Origin of the sequence: Micromonospora sp. NPDC005413 (assembly GCF_040606435.1) — a bacterium.
GTDB lineage: Bacteria > Actinomycetota > Actinomycetes > Mycobacteriales > Micromonosporaceae > Micromonospora.
In genome coordinates, this window is record NZ_JBEXEV010000045.1 from 20,748 (window position 1) to 38,631 (window position 17,884).

At 67.5% G+C, this 17,884-nt stretch carries 14 protein-coding genes and 3 pseudogenes; 8 read left to right on the forward strand and 9 right to left on the reverse strand.

Going from position 1 to position 17,884, the window contains the following annotated elements; translation table 11 throughout:
• The 6 genes from ABZS37_RS30200 to ABZS37_RS30225 all read right to left on the reverse strand — a co-directional run bounded on the left by ABZS37_RS30200 (position 1) and on the right by ABZS37_RS30225 (position 7,324).
• On the reverse strand, positions 1-1,242 hold the full coding sequence (locus ABZS37_RS30200) for an ABC transporter substrate-binding protein (RefSeq protein ID WP_355174578.1): 1,242 nt from the start codon (positions 1,240-1,242) through the stop codon (positions 1-3).
• A gap of 113 nt (positions 1,243-1,355) precedes the next feature.
• Positions 1,356-2,147 carry an enoyl-CoA hydratase/isomerase family protein gene (locus ABZS37_RS30205; RefSeq protein WP_355174580.1) on the reverse strand — a complete coding sequence of 264 codons (792 nt, stop codon included), beginning with the start codon at positions 2,145-2,147 and terminating at the stop codon, positions 1,356-1,358.
• The gene (locus tag ABZS37_RS30210) at positions 2,141-3,226 is read right to left on the reverse strand and encodes an acyl-CoA dehydrogenase family protein (protein ID WP_355174582.1); all 1,086 of its coding nucleotides are present in this window, start codon (positions 3,224-3,226) and stop codon (positions 2,141-2,143) included. Before ABZS37_RS30210 ends, ABZS37_RS30205 begins: the two co-directional genes overlap by 7 nt.
• A complete protein-coding gene (locus tag ABZS37_RS30215; RefSeq protein ID WP_355174584.1) occupies positions 3,226-4,374 on the reverse strand; it encodes an acyl-CoA dehydrogenase family protein in 1,149 nt (382 codons plus the stop codon). Before ABZS37_RS30215 ends, ABZS37_RS30210 begins: the two co-directional genes overlap by 1 nt.
• Entirely contained in the window at positions 4,367-5,152 is a 786-nt protein-coding gene (locus ABZS37_RS30220) for an enoyl-CoA hydratase-related protein (RefSeq protein ID WP_355174586.1), read from the reverse strand. Before ABZS37_RS30220 ends, ABZS37_RS30215 begins: the two co-directional genes overlap by 8 nt.
• A 12-nt stretch (positions 5,153-5,164) precedes the next feature.
• On the reverse strand, positions 5,165-7,324 hold the full coding sequence (locus ABZS37_RS30225) for an acetate--CoA ligase family protein (RefSeq protein WP_355174588.1): 2,160 nt from the start codon (positions 7,322-7,324) through the stop codon (positions 5,165-5,167).
• A 117-nt stretch (positions 7,325-7,441) separates the two neighbouring features.
• Here ABZS37_RS30225 and ABZS37_RS30230 point away from each other — a divergent pair, with 117 nt between their 5' ends.
• Positions 7,442-8,317: an LLM class F420-dependent oxidoreductase gene (locus ABZS37_RS30230; RefSeq protein WP_355174590.1), complete on the forward strand. Its 876-nt coding sequence runs from the start codon at positions 7,442-7,444 to the stop codon at positions 8,315-8,317.
• Positions 8,318-8,343: 26 nt separating this feature from the next.
• The gene (locus tag ABZS37_RS30235; RefSeq protein WP_355174592.1) at positions 8,344-9,303 is read left to right on the forward strand and encodes a hypothetical protein; all 960 of its coding nucleotides are present in this window, start codon (positions 8,344-8,346) and stop codon (positions 9,301-9,303) included.
• Positions 9,304-9,376: 73 nt separating this feature from the next.
• On the opposite strand, the gene ABZS37_RS30240 is transcribed toward ABZS37_RS30235, so the two are convergent.
• Together ABZS37_RS30240 and ABZS37_RS30245 are read right to left on the reverse strand one after the other, a co-directional pair.
• Entirely contained in the window at positions 9,377-10,219 is an 843-nt protein-coding gene (locus tag ABZS37_RS30240; RefSeq protein WP_355174594.1) for an IS5 family transposase, read from the reverse strand.
• Positions 10,220-10,411: 192 nt separating this feature from the next.
• A complete protein-coding gene (locus ABZS37_RS30245) occupies positions 10,412-11,053 on the reverse strand; it encodes a TetR/AcrR family transcriptional regulator (RefSeq protein ID WP_355174596.1) in 642 nt (213 codons plus the stop codon).
• A gap of 118 nt (positions 11,054-11,171) precedes the next feature.
• Between ABZS37_RS30245 and ABZS37_RS30250 the strand changes: the two genes are divergently transcribed.
• Positions 11,172-12,959 carry an NAD(P)/FAD-dependent oxidoreductase gene (locus ABZS37_RS30250; RefSeq protein WP_355174598.1) on the forward strand — a complete coding sequence of 596 codons (1,788 nt, stop codon included), beginning with the start codon at positions 11,172-11,174 and terminating at the stop codon, positions 12,957-12,959.
• 144 nt (positions 12,960-13,103) lie between these two features.
• Entirely contained in the window at positions 13,104-13,844 is a 741-nt protein-coding gene (locus ABZS37_RS30255) for an SDR family oxidoreductase (RefSeq protein WP_355174600.1), read from the forward strand.
• A 147-nt stretch (positions 13,845-13,991) separates the two neighbouring features.
• Here ABZS37_RS30255 and ABZS37_RS30260 read toward each other — a convergent pair.
• Positions 13,992-14,380, reverse strand: a pseudogene (locus ABZS37_RS30260) (polysaccharide deacetylase family protein); the annotation flags it as partial.
• A 325-nt stretch (positions 14,381-14,705) separates the two neighbouring features.
• On the opposite strand from ABZS37_RS30260, the pseudogene ABZS37_RS30265 reads away from it, so the two are divergent.
• The 4 genes and pseudogenes from ABZS37_RS30265 to ABZS37_RS30280 all read left to right on the forward strand — a co-directional run.
• Positions 14,706-15,287 (forward strand): annotated as a pseudogene (locus ABZS37_RS30265) (transposase); the annotation flags it as partial.
• Positions 15,288-15,436: 149 nt separating this feature from the next.
• A complete protein-coding gene (locus ABZS37_RS30270) occupies positions 15,437-16,681 on the forward strand; it encodes an ISL3 family transposase (RefSeq protein WP_355174604.1) in 1,245 nt (414 codons plus the stop codon).
• Positions 16,681-16,929: a transposase gene (locus ABZS37_RS30275; RefSeq protein ID WP_355174606.1), complete on the forward strand. Its 249-nt coding sequence runs from the start codon at positions 16,681-16,683 to the stop codon at positions 16,927-16,929. The genes ABZS37_RS30270 and ABZS37_RS30275 overlap by 1 nt, the downstream gene beginning before the upstream one ends.
• A gap of 28 nt (positions 16,930-16,957) precedes the next feature.
• Positions 16,958-17,672 (forward strand): annotated as a pseudogene (locus tag ABZS37_RS30280) (IS256 family transposase); the annotation flags it as partial.
• Between the last annotated feature and the right edge of the window lie 212 nt (positions 17,673-17,884).

Sequence of the window (17,884 nt, forward strand, 5' to 3'; positions counted from 1 at the left end):
CTATGGCCTCGGGTAGACGGTCGAGTTCGCGGCCGCGTCCGCCGGGTACACCGGGACGTACTTGCCGTCCTGAACCTGGGTGACGAGACCGATTGCCCGCTCGTTCGTACCCTTGGCGTCGAACTTCACGCCGTGGCTGACGATCCAGAGCCCGTTCTTGTCGCCGTTGATGCCGGCGATGTCGACGGCCCGGAGGGCCGAGGTGATCGACTCCTTGTCGTCCGGGTTGCCCGCCGCCGAGAGGGCGTCCGCCAGCACCCCGACTGACGCGTAGTAGTAGGCACCGACGCCGTCGGGTGTCTGCCCCTTGTACTTGGCCTTGTAGGCGTCCGCGTAGCCCTGTGGCGTGTGCTTGGCGCCGTCTGCCGACTTGAGCAGGGACGTCCAGTAGTTGCCGGTGATGTCACCATCGGCGATGGCACCCACCGTCGGGATGAACTGCGCGTTGGTGTTCCCGCCCAGCACACCGACCGTCGCCTTGGGCTTCCAGCCCGATCGGGCGAGCGCCGGGTAGAAGAGGAATGCGCCCTGCGGGTTGCCACCGAACAGCAGGATGTCGGGGTTCGCATTCTTCGCCTTGCTGACCAGCGGGGCGAAGTCCGTCGTCGCCGCCTCGTCATAGGAGGTGGAGTCGAGCACCTTCACGCCCGGGTATTCCTTCTGCAAGGTTCGGCTCCACGCCTCCTTTGCGTCCGGGAAGGCCCCGGCGCTGGCGTAAATCAACATCGCCGTCTTCGGCGTCTCGCCCTTCTTCTCCGCGGCCCCCATCACGGCGCGGACCGACTGTGCTGCCCAGCCGTTGTCCGCAAGAACCGAGGGCGCCAGCTTAAAGACGTACTTGCGACCGGCTCCGATGATGTCGTCGGCTGCCTCCATCGGCACGATCAGGGGCACCTTCAACTGGTCGGCGGTCTGAGCTGCGGTGATGGTCACCGGGCTGGACGACGCTCCGACGATGACGTTCGCACCGCCAGATGCGAGCCGGCGCATCAGGGCGGGGACCTCCTCTGGCTTCGAGCGGTTGTCGAGCACCTCCACCGTGAGCTTGCGTCCGTTGATACCACCGGCCGCGTTGAGGTCGGCGATGCCCATCTGCAAGGAATTGACACTTTGTACGCCGTAGGGTGCGGCGATGCCGGTCAGGGCGGCGATCACGCCGACCTTGATGTCACCGCCGCCCTTGCTGCCGCCCGAGGAACCGCCTCCGCATGCGGAAAGGACGAGGCTGGCGGCTAGGGCCACGGCGACTGAGCGGCATATGGTGCGAGACCGTTGGGGTGGCTTCATTGCTGTTCCCTTCGAACCGGTGGGGACGAGTGCGGTGGGGTGATCGCCGACGGAGACGGGGTGGGATTTCATCGGCCGGACCACTGCGGAGGTCGTTTTTGCCGGAAGGCTGCAGTGCCCTCCGCGCGGTCCTCGCTGAGGTAAGGGCTGGGACCGGGATTGAGGCGTAGTGCGGTAGCGATCGGTAGGGACGACCCGAGGTGCACCATCGCCTTGTACCGCTGCAGGGTGATCGGGGCCCTGCTCACGAGGCTCGCCACCAAGGCCTGCACCGTCGCGTCGAGCTGCTCGGGCGGCGTGACCCTGTTGAGCAGCCCCATCCGGAGGCCGGTCTCAGCGTCGAACGGTTCGGCGAGGTAGAGCACCTCAAAGGCGAAGCCGGCGGGTACCAGCCGCGGAAGCATCTGACTGCCAAAGTTGGCGCCCAGGCCCACCTTGGACTCAGGCATCAGGAACCGCGCGGTGTCTGTGGCGACGCGCAGGTCGCACGCCATCGCCAGCTCGAATCCGCCGCCGACGACCCAGCCCTCGAGCGCCGCGATCGTCGGCTTGCGACACTCCAGCACTGTCTCGTACGGATTGCGGGTGGCCTCACGCATCGGCTCGTACGGCAGGTCCTCGGCCGTGTCCCGGGCGTGCATCTCCTTCAGGTCGGCCCCGACCGAGAATGCCCGTCCACCGGCCCCCTGCAGCACGACCGCCCGGACGTCGCGACGCCGGTCGAGCTCGGTGAAGACCGTCGTGATGTCGCTCAGCAGGCCGCGACTCAGGGCGTTGAGGTGCTCGGGACGGTTCAGCCGGACGAAGGCGACGCCGTCCGCGCTGACGTCGACCAGGAGATCGGGCTGGCGGTCTACCATGGGACCACCTCGCCGAGGGGAGACCCGACCTGGGTCCCCTCTGTCGCTGAGATCAAGCTCCAGAGGCTCGGCAGGCTCTTGTTCAGCGCCGCACGGCCGATGAAGATCGACCAGTCCCGGCTGGTGCCGAACTCCCCCTGCCAGCTCCACAGCCGCGTGGTAAAGGCCGGCAGCTCGTGCTCATCGGTCACGCCGATCGCGCCGAGCACCTGGTGAGCCGACCGGTTCAACTTGCGCGTGTCCTCCTTGGCGGTCACGGCCGCAGACGCGGCGGCCAGCAGTCGTTGACCAGGGTCGGCCAACACGGCGGCTCTGACCGCGAGCATCGCTCCGGCCGCAGCTTCGGCCACGTCGACCAGGTGGTGCTGCACCGCCTGGAAGGTCCGGATCGGCTTGCCGAACTGCTCGCGCGTGTCGGCGTAGGCCAGCACCATGGCGAGGACCCGTTCCATGGCGCCGGCGGCAGAGGCGGCACGCAGCAGGACTCCGCGGGCGCGCAACTCGCTGGGCGACGGCCCCGCAGACTCCGAGATCGCCGCAGAAGGTACTCGTACCCGGTCGAACAGGACGGTGTCGCGCGGCTCCCCTGCCAGGTTCTCTCCGGTCCGGACCTCGGCCGGGCGCGGCAGGAGAACCGTGCGGGCGGTGCCCCGGACATCCGCGACCGCCACCAGATGATCCGCCCTGCGCCCCCACGGGACTCGATGGAGTGTCCCGGAGATCTCGACGTCGCCGCCGGGCAGCGGCTCCGTCCGGAGGTCGTCCAGCGGATGCGCGACGGCGCTGAGGGTCAGGCCCTCCGGGCGGTCGAGGCCGGATCGGGCGAACAGCCAGGACACCAGGCCGGTGGTCTCGACTAGGGGGATCGGGACAGCGTGCCGGCCGACGCAGGTCGCGACACCGACGATCTCCTCCAGGCCGATGTCGCCCTCGTCGAGGTCGAAGTAGGTGAATCCGCCGGCCTCCACGGCCGACCAGACGTCACCCGGCCAAATCGCGCCCCGCTGCGCCGGGCCCAAGCCGGAGCGGGTGAAGATGGAGGCGAGCGCCTGCTCGAGCATCTCGGACGTCTCCGACATCAGGTGCTCCTCGACGTGCGGGTCAGATGCTTGGCTATGACGGTGCGGAGGACCTCGTTGGTGCCGCCGCGCAGCGTGAAGGTCGGGGCCGTCACCACGGCGTCCGCCAGCAGGGACCGCAACCCCCCGGCTGACGGATCCAGGTCGTCCGCCACGAGTTCGCGCAGGATCTCGACGACGTCGTTCTCGAACTGCGTGCTGATGTCCTTCACGAGGGCCGCCTCGACGGCAGGGGTCTCACCCCGGTCGAGGGCGCGGGCGATGGACAGCGACAGGTTGCGCAGGGTCCAGTAGCGCGCGGTGACCAGTCCGATGAGACGCTCCGCCTCCTCCGACGGGCTTGTCTCGGCCAGCGCCGTGTAGGCCAGTTCCAGCACCGGGACGACCGACATGAACCGATCAGGGCCTGAGCGCTCGTGTGCAAGCTCGGATGTGACCTGGCGCCACCCGTCGCCGATTTCTCCCAGCACCATGTCGTCGGGAACGAAGACGTCGTCGAAGTAGACCTCGTTGAAGTGGTGGAACCCGTTGAGCAGGCGGATCGGGCGGATGGTGACACCGTCGGCCCGCAGATCGACGATCAGCTGACTGAGCCCGGCGTGCTTTCCCTCGGCCGACGTCCGGCAGAGGGTCACCGCGAAGTCTGCGTAGTGCGCGCCCGAGGTCCACACCTTCTGCCCGGTCACCAGCCAGCCGTCCGCCGTCCGGGTGGCCCGGGTGCGTACGGAGGCGAGGTCGGATCCACTGCCGGGTTCGCTCATGCCCAGGCAGAACCAGACCTCCCCCAGGACGATCGCCGGAAGGAAGCGCCTTTTCTGCTCCTCGGTGCCGAAGCGCAGGAGGATCTGGGCGGTCTGCCGGTCGCCGACCCAGTGGGCGCTGATCGGGGCCCCGGCGGCCAGCATCTCCTCCGCCACCACGAAGCGGTCGACGGCGCTGCGTCCCGGGCCGCCGTACTCCTTGGGAACGACCATCCCGACCCAGCCGCGACGGGCGACCTCGCGACTGAACTCGGTGTTCGCCTCCGCGTTGATGCCCAGGCCAACGGAGAAGCGGTTCTCGCGCCGCGCGGCGGCCAAGAACTCACGTACCTCGTCGCGGAGTGCGATCTCCGCCCCGGTCAACCGAGATGCCTCGAAATCAATCATGGCTGGCCGCCTCAGCGCGGTCGGAGGCCGCCAGACGGTTGAGGCGACGGTTCTGCGTCCACAGCTGGACCCCGCGTTCCAACTCCAAGGCGACCGGCCAGGAAAGCGGCTGATCCGAGGTCTCAAGGCGGAACGAGCGCACGACCCGAGTGGCCAGCAGCGGGTCAGCGGCGATCCGCCCGGCCATTTCCAGCGCTGTGGCCTCCACCTCGCCGTCCGGCACGGATCGCCAAGCCAAGCCGAGGTCGCGCGCTCGGTCGCCGTCAATCTCGTCGCTGAACAACCCCATCCCGGCCGCGGCCTCACGCCCGGCCAGCCGGCTCAGGATCGTGAAGAATCCACCCCCGGGGTGGATGCCGGCGCGCAGGAAGCCGGCCAGCAGCCGCGCGCTGCAGGAGACGATCCGCAGATCGGTGGCGAGCGCCAGGTTGAGCCCCGCCCCGACGGCGGCCCCGCGCACCGCCGCGATCGTCGGCACCCGAAGCTCCCCCACCCGGACGAACGAGCCGTACATTTGGTCGGTCTCGGCGTACGCGCGGTCGCTAAGGGCGTCCTCGGCGTAGGAGTCTCGCCATGAGTTCGTGTCCGCACCCGAGCAAAACGTCCCTGCGTCGCCGCGGATCACCACCGCCCCGAAGGTTTCGTCGCCGTCGATCCGCTCGCAGCAATCCGCCAGCTGCCCGGCCATGTCCATGGTCAGCGCGTTCTTGATCGCCGGATTGGAGATGGTCACGAGCGCCACGTTGCCGTGCCGCTCAAGGGTGACCGAGGGGTTCATCGGGCTTCTCCTTCACAGTTCTTTGGTTGGAACATGCGTCGCTGCCGGCCGTTGGAGCAGGAGGAAGTCCAGGGCGATCGCCTGGCCGTCGGGAGTCACCCGCAGCGGGTTGACCTCCAGGTCGCTCAGGCGCTCACCGATCGCCACCGCCAGCAGACTGATCTTGGAGATGGCCTGTGCGGCACCGGACAGATCCACCGGGGGGCTGCCGCGGAAACCTGTCAACAACGGGGCCGCAGTCAGCGAACGCACCATTTGCTCGGCCCGCTGCGGGGACACCGGCGCGAATGCCGAGACTGCGTCCCGGTAGATCTCGGTGGCGTATCCGCCCAGGCCCACGGTGACGATCGGCAGGCCGCCGGTGGACCGCGTAACGCCCACGATCAGCTCGACGCCCATCGGGGCCGTCTCCTGGACCAATACCCCCGCGGGCTGCTCGGCCTCGAAGGACGTCATCAGCTCGCGGTAGGTCCGCACCAACTGTTCCGCAGGTACGCCCAACCGCACGCCGCCACGCTCGGACTTGTGGAGCACGCTGCTCGCCTGGATCTTCAGGACGCTCGACCCGGTGACCTGGGAGGCCAGCGCTTCCGCCTGGTCCACGGAACGCACCAGGACCGAGTCGGGCCGGGTCACCCCGGCGAGCCCGAGCAGGGTCGCACCCTCGGACTCGGTGACCACCGCACCGATCCCCGCGGCCGCCTGCTGGATCTGGTCGACCGGGAAAGTCGCTGAGGCGAAGCTGTTCTCCACTACCTTCGGACGTCGGAGCGCGGCCAGCACACGGGCTGCCTGACGGGTGGAGTCGAAAACCGGCCATCCCGCCTTTGCCAGAAGGTCCCGTGCCTCGGCGGTCTGCTCGTGGGCCGCCAGCCAGACCAGAACGATGGGCTTTGCCGGGTCACGCCAGGCCTTTACGAAGGACTCGGCCATCCGAGTGGCCAGCGTCCCCGTGACGAGGGTGAGGGTGATCATCACGGCGTCGATACCGTCCGCCTGGTAAACGCGATCGCAGACGTCCACAAAGGCCGAGGGGTCGCTATCGTGGAAGATCTGGGCCGTGACGTCGACCGGGTTGTCAACGGCGCCGAAATTGGGCACGAGAGTGCCCAGCTCGGCTCGGGTCTCTTCGGGGAGGTCGTCGACCGAGAAGCCGACAGCCGAGAGCTGGTCCGCGGCAAGGCTACCGGCGCCGCCTGACGTGGTGACGACCGCGATCCGCTCGCCAGCGATCGGCGGAGAGATTGTCAGGCCATGCGCGAGCGCCATGAGGTCGTCGACGTCCTCGGCCTCGATTACCCCGAACTCGTGGACGGTCACCCGGTAGCCGGCGCCGTCGCCGACGATCGCGCCCGTGTGTGAGGCGGCGGCGCGAGCACCGGCAGGGCTCACCGCAGAGCGCAGGACGACCAGCTTCTTTCCCAGCTCGACGACCCGTCGGGCGAGGTCGCGGAAGGCGTAGTCGTCCACGGCGGTCTCGAGGTAGAGGGCGAGGACGCGAGTCTCGTCCTCCTCCACCAGGTAGCGGGCGAGTTCGACGGCCGTCAGGTCGGCCTGGTTACCGGTGCTCGCCCAGGCGGTGATTCCGAGGCCGCGCTCGCGGGCCAAGCTGAGGATCGATCCGCCGACCGCGCCGCTCTGGCCGATGTAGGCCAGCCCTCCGGTGGCGACGGGACCGGGCTCGAGGGCGGCGGTGAACGTTCCGAACATCCCTTCGCCCGTATGGATCACGCCCTGGCAGTTGGGCCCGAGCAGTCGGACGCCCAGCTTGCGTGCGGTGTCCCGGAGCTGCGCCTGTAGCGCCTGGCCCTCCTGCATCTCCCCGAAGCCGGAGGCGAAGACAACGGCGGCGCGCGCACCGGCCGCCGCGACGGCGGGCAGCTCCTCCAGCACCCGTGCCGCCGGAATCAGCATCAGCACCAGATCGACCGGGCCGGGCAATGCGGCGAGAGACGGGTAGCAGCGCATGCCGGCGAGCTCGGCGTACCCGGGGTTGACCGGGTAGAGGTCGCCGGCGAATCCGAACTGCGCCAGGTAGTGCAGGGGGCGAGCGAACGGGTTCGCCTCCCGACCTGACGCGCCCAGGACCGCCACCGCCCGCGGGTGGAAAAGCGCATCCATGCCCGCGTGCGGTCCGTCGAGGTCGCGGGGTCGCCCGAGCGGTACTCGCATACCCCCTCCTTCTGCTGGAGCTGAAGCCTTGACAGTGTGGTAGCACTCACAGCTAAGTTGAACTTGGCGTCGGAGTCAAGTAGTCGCCACGAAGCAGTCGAGGTCTGGAGCGAAGCAATGAGATTCGGCATCAGCCATTGCAACGTCGGTGAGTTCGCCGAGCCCGATCGCGCACGTGACCTGGCACGCTTGACCGAACAGGCCGGTTTCGAGTCGCTCTGGACCGTCGAGCACGTGGTCATCCCGGAGGTCTACGAGCCTCGTTACCCCGAGACACCTGACGGGCGCTTTTGGTTCCGGCACGACCTGCCGCTCGCCGACCCCCTGATCTGGATGGCCTTCGTCGCGGCCGCGACCACCCGGCTCCGTCTCGGCACCGGGATCATGATCGCCCCGCAGCGGAACCCGTTGATCACGGCGAAGGAGATCGCGACCCTCGACCGACTCAGCGGCGGCCGCATCGAGCTCGGCGTCGGATCGGGCTGGCTCCGCGAGGAGTTCGAGGCCCTGGGCGCCAGCTTCGACCGGCGAGGAGCGGCGTTGGACGAGTCAGTCGCCGTGATGCGCGAGCTTTGGCGTCCGGGTCCCCGCACGTACCGGGGAGAAGTCTTCACCTTCGACCTGGTGCACAGCGAACCCTCACCGCACCGGGCCTCGGTGCCGATCCATATTGGCGGCTCAAGCACTGTGGCTGCGCGGCGGGCCGGTCGGACCGGCGACGGGTTCTTCCCGGGCGGCTACGACCGTGAGGCGGTGGCGTCGCTGGTCGCCTGCGCCCGCAAGGAGTTCGAGGCGTCCGGACGGGTGGGCAGCCTGGAGATCACTGCCCGCTGGACGAAGGACCCGAGCCGGCTCGGGGATCACGAGACCCTTCGGTTCATGCAGGATCTCAGCGTCGACCGGGTCCTGCTGCCCGCACAGACCATCGCCGAGAACGGCCTGGAGCGAACCATTGCGGAACTCGGCTCCAATGTCCTCCCCACCTTCGCCTGAGCCACCGGCCCAAAGGAGCGCAGAGCATGAGTACCGTCCCCACCGTTCGCGGCCCTGTTGACTCCAGCGAACTCGGCCAGACGCTGATGCACGAACACGTCTTCGTGCTCGACACCGAGGTCGAGCGCAACTACCCCGGCCGCTGGAACGAGTCGGCCCGCCGGGCCGATGCCGTCCAAAAGCTGGAGAGCGCCTACGACCACGGCATCCGAACCATCGTCGACCTCACTGTGATCGGACTTGGCCGTGACGTGGAGCGGGTCGCCGAGGTCGCCCAGCAGGTCCGGATGAACATCGTCGTCGCCACCGGCCTTTACACCTACAACGATGTCCCGATGTTCTTCAATTTCCGGGGCCCCGGGAAGCTCGTCGACGGCCCGGAGCTGCTGACCGAGTTTTTCATCAAGGACCTTACGACCGGGATCGCCGAGACGGGCATCCGCGCGGGCATCATCAAGTGCGCCACCGACCAGAGCGGCCTCACGCCTGGAGTCGAACGTGTGCTCCGGGCGGCGGCTATCGCGCACCGCGAGACCGGGGCACCCATTTCCACCCACACCCATGCCGGCACGCGGCGGGGTACCGATCAGCAGCTCGTCTTCCGGAGCGAAGGGGTGGATCTCGAACGCGTGGTGATCGGTCACTGCGGCGACACGACCGACCTTGACTACCTACGCTCCCTGATGGACGCCGGATCCTTTATCGGCATGGACCGCTTCGGCCTGGACCTGATGTTGCCGTTCGAGGCACGGGTGCAGACCGTTGCCGACCTCTGCGCGCAGGGCTACGCGGACCGCATGGTGCTGTCGCACGACGCCTCGTGCTTCACACACAACTTCGACGTCGCCGACAAGGCCCGCCTGCTCCCGAACTGGCATTACAACCATCTCCACGAGGATGTCCTGCCCGCCCTGCTCCAGCGTGGCGTGACGCCCGAGCAGATCCATACGATGCTCGTGACCAACCCCGCCCGGATTCTCCGCTGAGCCGCCCGGCGGATGGTGCACGCGCGACATCTTGAAATGGTCGGATCTTGGAGGTCGCGCAGATTGGTGGTGATCATCGGCGGCGGGTGGGACGGTTGTCCCACCGGTAGGTGGTCCATGCTCGCCTGATCAGGCTACGGACGGTAATGATCGCGTCGGCGAGGTCGAAGAACGCGTCGATGACCTTCTCGGTTCGTTCGTAGCAGCGTTGCAGTCGGTTGAACGCGTTGTGCCAGCTGTTCGTCCGTTCGACATGCCACCGTTGGCCCGCCTGGATGGGCGCCTTGTCGCCCTTGTGGGCGATCTCGCCGGTCAGGCCGCGTTCGGCCAGCAGCATGCGGGTGACCGCCGAGTCGTATCCGGCGTCGAGGTGCACCGTGATGGTCTCCGGCAGTGGGCCCAGGTCGTCGAGCCGGTCGAGGGTGGGGGCCAGCAGCGGTGAGTCGTGTCGGTTCGCGCCGGCCAGGACCCGGCCAAGCGGGATGCCGTGACCGTCGACCATTGATGAACGTTTCATTCCCTGCTTGCCCCGGTCGACCGGGGACCGTCCGGCGCAGTCGCCTCCGCCGGGCGCTTTGGTGATACAGCCGTCCACGGCGATGTCGTCCAGGACCAGGCCGACGAGCCGGTCGTAGGCGTCCATCGCGATCTGCTTGAGCTGGGCGAACACCCCGAGGCCGATCCACTCGTCACGACGGCCGCGGATCGTGGCGGCCGAGCAGGTGGCATCGGCGATCGCCTCGTAGGAACAGCCGAACCGCAGCACCTGAATCAGCTTGTCGAACACGATCCGGTCATCGACCCGCCTGCGGTGGCAGCCCAACGGATGCGTCGGGGCGTACGTCGGCCGGTCAGGTAGCAGCGCGGTAAACTGGACCCACAGTGGCTCGATCAGCCATGCTGGTATAGCAGGCACAGGATCTCCCGGTGATCACGAGGCGTAAGCACCTTCATGATCATGGATCCTGTGCCTGCACTCGTTCAGGCACGCCCGTCCAGCCTCGCCATTCTGCGCGGGCTCTTGGTGAACGGAGGACCTCCGCAGTCGGCTGTGGAGCTGCCGGACAGCCGCCTGCGGAGGCCCTCCCCACCCTTGCGGGCGGAACGGCTAGGAGTCGCTGGACGCGGTCCGCGGTTCGACCTCGATACCGAGCGCCTGGGCCCAGAGCCGGCTCAGCGTGAGGATGGCCGTCTCTTCGTCGTAGTCCTCGTCTAGGACCAGCCACATATAACAGAAGTTGCTGACCATCGAGATGAGCGCGGCCGCGGTGTAGTCCGGCGGCAAGCTCGGCGAGACCAGGCCCGCCTCCTGGAAGCGGCGGATGCCGCGCTCGGTACGTGAGCGGAAGGACTTCCGCGTCTCCCGACGCATCTCCCGAAAGGCGGGACTGAAGCTCGCGACCTGCTCCAGGATCATCAGCAGGCCGGCCTCCTCGCGGTAGGCCCGGACGTATGCCCGCGTGGCGTGCTCGATGCGTTGGTAGGGACTGGAACCGGCCTCGGCGGGCACTCGCGACTTCGTGAACATCCGCTCGTTCACCTCATCGATGACCGCGCGGAAGATCGCCTCCTTCGACTCGAAGTAGGTGTAGAAGCTCCCGTTGGCGACGCCGGCCTCTGCCGTGATGTCAGTGATCTTGGTGTCCAGGAAGCCCTCGCGCGCGAAGACCACTGCGGCCGCTTCGACCAGCTTGGTCATGGTCCGCCGGCCCCGCTCGGTCACCGGAGAGGCCTGCTCCGTCGTTGGCACGGCACCCTCCAATATCGATCGACGCTTGTCGGAACGCAGCGTAGCATCGCAAAGTTGACTATGACGCCATGTTCAGATTAGTGTGTTCAAGGTTACGTTGGCGTCTCTGGGAGGGCTGATGACCCGCACCGACATGTCCACACCTGAGTGCCTCCGAGTCGTCACCGACTGGCTCCAGAACCTCGAAGCCGCAATGGACACAGAGGACCTGGACCGGCTGGCCGATCTCTTCATGCCAAATGCCGACTGGCGTGATCTCGTCTCGTTCACCTGGGACGTCCGGACCACGCTCGGCGGCCGAGAGGCTGCCGCCGGCCTCATCGCGCGCAACCGCGACGTGAAGGCGCACGCCTTCACCCCGGATCACGGACGCACACCACCCCGAGTCGTCGTCCGCGCTGGCGACGACGTCGTCGAGGGCTTGTTCACCTTCGAGACGGCGTTCGGTCACGGCACCGGCGTCCTGCGGCTCGATCTGGGGTCGGGGCTGCCGCTGCGGGCCCGAACCATGTTGACGACCTTGCAGGAGCTGACCGGCTTCGAGGAGCGTCGCGGAGCCAACCGGCCACACGGCACGGCGTACTCGCGGACATTCGGCGGAAAGAACTGGCTCGACCTCCGCCAGGACGAGCAGCGCTACGACGACCACTCCCCCGAGGTGTTGATCGTCGGTGCAGGCCAGGCGGGCCTGTCGATCGCTGCCCGGCTGCGCACCATCGGTGTTGACGCCCTGATCGTGGACAAGCACGAACGCGTGGGTGACGTCTGGCGCAAGCGCTACCACTCGCTCACCCTGCACAACGAGTCCTGGGTGGCCAGCCTGCCATACCTGCCCTTCCCCGACACCTGGCCCACCTACATCCCGAAAGACATGCTGGGCAACTGGTTCGAGCATTACGCCGACATCATGGAACTCAACGTCTGGACCGCAACCGAGTTCGCCGGCGGGACCTACGACGAGGACGAGCAAACGTGGACGGTCACCGTTCGGCGCGACGGTGCCGAACGGGTCCTCAGACCCCGGCACGTCGTCATCGCGACCGGCGGCGTGAGCGGGATACCCAATCGTCCCCGCCTTCCCGGACTCGAAGGCTTCCGCGGCGACGTCCTGCACTCCACGCAGTACACCTCCGGGGCCCAGTTCCAGAACCGGAAGGCCTTGGTCATCGGGACGGGAACGAGTGGACACGACGTGGCGCAGGATCTGCACGCCCTCGGCTCCGACGTGGTCATCGTGCAGCGGCAGCCCACGACCGTGGTGAGCCTCGAACCCAGTGGGATCATGGTCTACGCCCTCTACTCAGAAGGCACCCCCACCGAAGACGTCGACCTCATCGCGGCGGCGAACTCGTTCCCGACCCTGATCAAGGCCAACCAGATCCTCGCCCAGCGGATGCTCGAGGCCGACAAGGAGATCCTGGACCGCCTGCACGCCGTCGGTTTCCGCACGGACATCGGCGAGGACGGCACCGGCTTTCACCTCAAGTACAACCGCCGCGGTGGTGGCTACTACATCAACGTCGGCTGCTCAGAGCTGATCGCCGACGGCGAGATCGGCCTGCTCCAGGCGGACCAGATCGCTTCGTTCACCCCTCAGGGGATCGAGTTGGCCGACGGAACCGTCCAGGAGTACGACCTCGTGGTGCTGGCCACCGGTTACCGCAACCAGCAGGAGGAGGTCCGACTCTTCTTCGGCGACACCGTCGCCGAGCGGGTCGGGCCGATCTGGGGGGTGGACGACGGCGGCGAGATGCGCAACGTGTGGCGCCCCACGGCACAGCGCGGCCTCTGGTTCAACGCCGGCAGCCTCGCCGCCTGCCGGGGGTACTCGAAGTATCTGGCGGTCCAGATCAAGGCCGCTCTCCAGAACATCAGCCCCGGCTACCAGGCGAGGACACATGGTTGAGGCTGCCGTCGTCGCGACCGCGCGGAACCCGATCAGCAAGACGTACCCCGGAGCCTTCAACGACGCCCCGGGTCAGCATTTCGCCACACCGGCGTGCGTCGGTGGCGATACAGGAGCAACCGGACTGTTGGAGGTCGCATTCCGATGAAGGCTTCGACCACATTCGATTTCGACGGGGCGTCGGTCATCGTCACCGGCGCCGCCCGCGGGGTAGGACTGTCCATCGCGACCAGGTTCGCCACGGCCGGCGCACAGGTGTTCATGGTCGACTTCGACCGCGAGGAGCTGGAGGGGGCTGCGGCAGACATCGACGGAGTGCCGGTGACCGCGGATGTCTCCTGCACCGCCGACGTGGAGGCGGTCGTCGCCCAGGTCCTCGAAAGCTGCGGCCGGATCGACGTCCTGGTCAACAATGCCGGCATCCTGCGCGACCAAGTCGTCTGGAAACTCAGCGACGCGGACTGGGACGCAGTGCTCGGAGTGCATCTTGGGGGCACGTTCCGGTTCACGCGGGCCTGCACGCCCTCGTTCAGGGCCCAGAACCGGGGACGCGTCATCAACGTGACCTCATACACGGGTCTGCGCGGGAACATCGGCCAGTCGAACTACGCCGCCGCCAAGGCAGGGGTCATCGGCTTCACCAAGACGACCGCCAAGGAGCTGGCCCGGTTCGGCGTGACTGTCAACGCAATCTCCCCCAACGCCGAGACCCGGATGGTCGCCTCGATCCCCGACGCCAGGAAGGCCGAGCTGGCAGCCGCGATTCCCCTCGGACGGTTCGCCCACCCCGACGAGATGGCCGACGCCGTAGCATTTCTGGCCTCTGATAGCGCGGCCTACATCACCGGTGTCGTCCTGCCTGTCGACGGCGGTATATCCATCTGACGGCTGGCTGATGAGGTCGCCCCCGCTTTCGCGGAGCGGTGGTTACCTGGCGCCGGTTGGCTCAGGCTGAACGATAGCTGTCTGCGGTTGCTGGTGTCACCCGGTGAGGATGATGTTGTTGAGGTGGGCGACGCTGGATGCGGTAACACCCGTGACCGCCGCGATCCGGTCCCGGGCCCGCGCGATGTCGGCGTAGGTGGCGGCGGGCGAGCGCCCCAGCAGGTTCCGGTGCTGCCAGCCGTGCACCGCGACCTCGTGCCCGGAGGCGGCCAGTTCCCGGGCGAGTCCCGAGTCACGGTGAGCATGACGCCCAGCAGGAAGAAGGTGGCCCGTACCTGCGCCCGCTCCAGCAGACGCAGAAAGTGCGGGGTCGAGGTGCGGTCGGGGCCGTCGTCGAAGGTCAACGCGATCCGGGTCACCGGACCCCGCCTCGACAGGCGCGGACACAGCCTGCGGCCCACCGCTCCGCGGGTGTCCACCGTCGGCAATGCCTGCACCGCTGTCCCGACCACCACGACCGCAGCGGTACCTACCATCAACACCCACACGCAAGTCCCCGCCTCCAGGCAACAGCCATCCTGCGCCGGGTACCCTTTCCCGCCTGGATCAGGCTGGCACGGCCATCAACTGCCCGACCGGCCGGTCCGCCCATAAGGTGATCGGAGCAGCCGCAGGAGCCCCGCGCCAACCAGATAGGCCACAAGCGCGCCAGGTGGCAGCCCGAGCGGCTCGGGCACGGACATCCGCACGCTGCTGTTGATCAACAAGCCGGCCACCACAGCGCCGTAGCCGGGACTGTGGATCTAACGGTGTTTCCGGCCAGGCCCGCCAGGCGTTGTGCCTGGTGAGGAGGGTGCCGTGATGACCGCGACACAGAACGATGTGACTGGCCGGAAGAAGCGCCCCGAGCCGTCGGCGGAGGCGAAAGCCGCAGCCGAGCTGGTCCGGGCAGCCAAGGAACAAGGGCTGTCGCTGACGGGCCCCGGCGGGTTGCTCCGGCAGTTGACCAAGACGGTCCTGGAGACCGCGCTGAACGAGGAGATGACCGAGCACCTCGGCTACGAGAAACACGATGTGGCCGGCGCCGGCCAGGGCAACATCCGCAACGGCACCAGGCCGAAGACGGTGTTGACTGACGCGTCGGGGCCGGTGCAGATCGACGTGCCTCGGGACCGGGCGGGCACGTTCGCGCCGCAGATCGTGCGTAAGCGGCAACGGCGTCTCTCAGGCGTCGACGAGGTGGTGTTGTCGCTCTATGCCAAAGGGCTGACCACGGGCGAGATCAGCGCGCACTTCGCGGAGATCTACGGGGCTTCGGTGTCGAAGGAGACGATCTCCCGGATCAGGGACAAGGTGATCGAGGAGATGACTGACTGGTCGCACCGGCCGTTGGATGAGATCTACGCGGCGGTGTTCATCGACGCGATCGTGGTCAAGGTCCGGGCTCTGTCGCCGATCTTGTGATGTGGATCGGTCCGTCGCCAACTCGCTGCTTTCGTTGATCATGTCTGGCGTGTTCGTTTGTGGAGCGGTTACTGCCGCATCTCTCGCTTTTGTCCATCGAGACGGTTGAGCAGCGTGACGGCGTCGTGGTGCTGTCCGCGCGGGTTCGGGCAGAGACCGCGCGGTGTGGTCGGTGCCATCAGCGGTCAGCCAGGGTTCATGGCCGGTATCAGCGCCGGTTGCGTGATGTCGCGATCGCCGGGGCGGCATTGCTGCTTGAGGTGCAGATCCGGCGGTTCCGCTGCGACAACGCCACCTGCCCGGCGCGGACGTTCGCCGAGCAGATCGAAGGGCTGACCAGTCCTCATGCGCGATTGACGCCGGGGCTGCGGGGCATGCTGACGCAGATTGGTTTGGCGTTGGCTGGCCGGGCCGGTTCCCGGTTGGCGTCGGTGATCGGGGTCGCTGCCGGTCGCGACACGTTGTTGCGGCTGGTCAAGGCGCTGCCTGACCCGCCGAAGACGCCGATCGCCGTCCTCGGCGTCGACGACTTCGCGTTTCGCCGAGGCCGTCATTACGGCACTGTGCTGATCGACATGGACAGCCACCGCCCAGTCGACATGTTCGACGGCCGCGACGGTGACAGCCTCGCCGAGTGGCTGCGGCAGCACCCCGAGATCGAGGTGATCTGCCGGGACCGCGCAGGCGGCTATGGCGAAGGCGCCCGCACCGGCGCCCCGCAGGCGGTTCAGGTCGCGGACCGGTTCCATCTCTGGCAGAACCTGGGCCAGGCGGTCGAGAAGACCGTCAACGCCTATCGGTCCCGGCTCGTCGCCCCGGCGCCCCCACCGGCGGACGACACCATGCCCGCCGAGGTGCAGCCGATGCCCGAGAAGAAGATCGTGACCCGCCTGCGTGAACACCACATCGCCGTTCACCAACTGGCTGCTCAGGGACTGAACAAGTCCGCGATCGGCCGCAAGCTCGGCCTGCACCAGGCCACGGTCCGCAAATACCTGAACGCCGCCACCGTCGCCGAGTTGACCGCTGTCACCGAGCAACGCGCGCACCTGGTCGACGACTACGTCGCCTACCTGCACCAGCGCTGGAACGAAGGACAGCGCAACGCCACGCAGCTGTTCCGAGAGATCAAACAGCAGGGCTATCCCGGCGGAGAACTGGCCGTCCAGCGTTACCTACGCCGCTTCCGCAAAGGCCTCGGCCACGCCCCGCACCCCGGCCCGAAACCGCCATCGGTGCGTCAAGTCACCTCGTGGATCATGACGCACCCTGACCACCTCGACTCCCGCGACGCGACCAAGCTTCACCAGCTTCGCAGCCGTGACCGGGACATCAACCGGCTGGTCAACACGTGCGAGACCTCGCGGTCATGATGACCGGCCGCCACGGCGACCGCCTCAACGCGTGGATCACCACGGTCGAAGTCGACACCCTCACGCCGCTGGCCGGGTTCGCCCACAACCTGCGCCGCGACATCGACGCCGTCCGCAACGGCCTGACCCTGCCGCACAGCTCCGGCGCGGTCGAAGGCAACATCAACCGCCTCAAAATGATCAAACGGCAGATGTTCGGCCGCGCCGGCCTCGACCTACTCCGCAAACGCGTCCTACTCGCGCACTGATTCTCTCCACACAACGGGCGACAGAGCCAAGGTCCGCGACGGTCAGGTCGCGAACCGGCCGTTCTACGCCGCGATCGGAGTCACCCTCGACGGGGACAAGGACATCCTCGGGCTGTGGGCCGGCACGGGTGGTGAGGGCGCGAAGTTCTGGATGAGCGTCCTGACCGACCTGCGCAACCGGGGCGTCAAGGACGTGTTCTTCCTCGTCTGCGACGGCCTCAAAGGCCTACCCGAGGTGGTCACCAACGTGTGGCCCCGCACGATCGTGCAGACCCGCATCATCCATCTGATCCGCAACACGTTCCGGCTCACTTCACGGCGGTACTGGGACGAGTTGAAGCGGGACATCAAGCCGATCTACACCGCCGTCAACGCCACCGCGGCGAGGGCGGAGTTCGACGACCTGGCCGAAAAGTGGGGCGGGCGGTATCCGGCGGTGATCCGGCTGTGGGACAACGCGTGGGCCGAATTCATCCCCTTCTTGGACTACGACCTGGAGATCCGCACCGTCATCTGCTCCACCAACGCCATCTGGGTCGTTGAACGCCCGCTACCGGCGGGCGATCAAAGCCCGCGGCCACTTCCCCAACGAACTCGCCGCGTTGAAATGTCTGTACCTGGTGACCCGGTCCCTGGACCCCACCGGAGCAGGAAGAACCCGATGGACGATGCGCTGGAAACCCGCGTTGAACGCCTTCGCCATCACCTTCAGCGACCGCTTTCCAGCCGCTGAAACCTACTAACCAAGATCGCCGGAAACACCCTTAGCGAGACAGGCCCCCGTAGCCGACCGCTGGGGAGTAGGTCATCTGTCGAGGGATCCGCGATCACGGCCGATGGCGGAAGCTGATGCGCATCAGCCGACTGTCAGCCCAGTCTTCGAGCCGAGTCGGCCGGATGGTGCCGGGGTCGTGGGGCTGATTGAGATCCGCGACGATCTCCGCCAGCACGGCCT

Excerpts from the sequence above, each read along its gene's own strand:
- ABZS37_RS30205 (WP_355174580.1), bottom strand. The coding sequence starts at position 2,147 with ATGGTAGACCGCCAGCCCGATCTCCTGGTCGACGTCAGCGCGGACGGC.
- ABZS37_RS30210 (WP_355174582.1), bottom strand. The coding sequence starts at position 3,226 with ATGTCGGAGACGTCCGAGATGCTCGAGCAGGCGCTCGCCTCCATCTTC.
- ABZS37_RS30215 (WP_355174584.1), bottom strand. The coding sequence starts at position 4,374 with ATGATTGATTTCGAGGCATCTCGGTTGACCGGGGCGGAGATCGCACTC.
- ABZS37_RS30220 (WP_355174586.1), bottom strand. The coding sequence starts at position 5,152 with ATGAACCCCTCGGTCACCCTTGAGCGGCACGGCAACGTGGCGCTCGTG.
- ABZS37_RS30225 (WP_355174588.1), bottom strand. The coding sequence starts at position 7,324 with ATGCGAGTACCGCTCGGGCGACCCCGCGACCTCGACGGACCGCACGCG.
- ABZS37_RS30230 (WP_355174590.1), top strand. The coding sequence starts at position 7,442 with ATGAGATTCGGCATCAGCCATTGCAACGTCGGTGAGTTCGCCGAGCCC.
- ABZS37_RS30235 (WP_355174592.1), top strand. The coding sequence starts at position 8,344 with ATGAGTACCGTCCCCACCGTTCGCGGCCCTGTTGACTCCAGCGAACTC.
- ABZS37_RS30250 (WP_355174598.1), top strand. The coding sequence starts at position 11,172 with ATGACCCGCACCGACATGTCCACACCTGAGTGCCTCCGAGTCGTCACC.
- ABZS37_RS30255 (WP_355174600.1), top strand. The coding sequence starts at position 13,104 with ATGAAGGCTTCGACCACATTCGATTTCGACGGGGCGTCGGTCATCGTC.
- ABZS37_RS30275 (WP_355174606.1), top strand. The coding sequence starts at position 16,681 with ATGACCGGCCGCCACGGCGACCGCCTCAACGCGTGGATCACCACGGTC.